The sequence below is a fragment of the Actinoallomurus oryzae genome, assembly GCF_039541955.1.
In the GTDB taxonomy this organism is placed as follows: Bacteria; Actinomycetota; Actinomycetes; order Streptosporangiales; family Streptosporangiaceae; genus Actinoallomurus; species Actinoallomurus oryzae.
In genome coordinates this window covers 1-926 of sequence record NZ_BAABHF010000091.1, presented here as the reverse complement: position 1 = coordinate 926, position 926 = coordinate 1, and the positions used below count along the sequence as shown (strand labels likewise).

The 926-nt window shown below is 56.3% G+C and carries 1 rRNA gene; it reads right to left on the bottom strand.

Going from position 1 to position 926, the window contains the following annotated elements:
* Positions 1-926, bottom strand: a 23S ribosomal RNA gene (locus ABEA10_RS50760); the annotation flags it as partial.

Genomic DNA, 926 nt, shown 5'->3' with positions numbered 1-926 from the left:
CCTGCTCGACATGTCTGTCTCACAGTCAAGCCCCCTTGTGCCCTTGCACTCAACACCTGATTGCCAACCAGGCTGAGGGAACCTTTGGGCGCCTCCGTTACTCTTTGGGAGGCAACCGCCCCAGTTAAACTACCCACCAGGCACTGTCCCCCACCCGGATCCACGGGTGCGGGTTAGACGCTCAAAACGACCAGAGTGGTATTTCACCAAAGACTCCACGATAACTGGCGTCACCGCTTCACAGTCTCCCACCTATCCTACACAAGACGCTCCAAACGCCAATGCCAAGCTATAGTGAAGGTCCCGGGGTCTTTCCGTCCTGCTGCGCGTAACGAGCATCTTTACTCGTACTGCAATTTCACCGGGCCTGTGGTTGAGACAGTGGGGAAGTCGTTACGCCATTCGTGCAGGTCGGAACTTACCCGACAAGGAATTTCGCTACCTTAGGATGGTTATAGTTACCACCGCCGTTTACCGGCGCTTAGATTCTCAGCTTCACCCCCGAAAGGGCTAACCAGTCCTCTTAACGTTCCGGCACCGGGCAGGCGTCAGTCCGTATACAGCGTCTTACGACTTCGCACGGACCTGTGTTTTTAGTAAACAGTCGCTTCCCCCTGGTATCTGCGACCCCCACCAGCTCCACAGAGCCAGTCCGGTCACCAGCAGGGGCCCCCCTTCTCCCAAAGTTACGGGGGCAATTTGCCGAGTTCCTTAACCACAGTTCACCCGAACGCCTCGGTATTCTCTACCTGACCACCTGAGTCGGTTTAGGGTACGGGCCGCCGACACACATCGCTAGAGGCTTTTCTCGACAGCATGGGATCACTCACTTCACCTAAATCGGCTCGGCATCACATCTCACCCTTAACGGCATGCGGATTTACCTACACACCAGGCTACATGCTTACCCCAGGACAACCACCGCC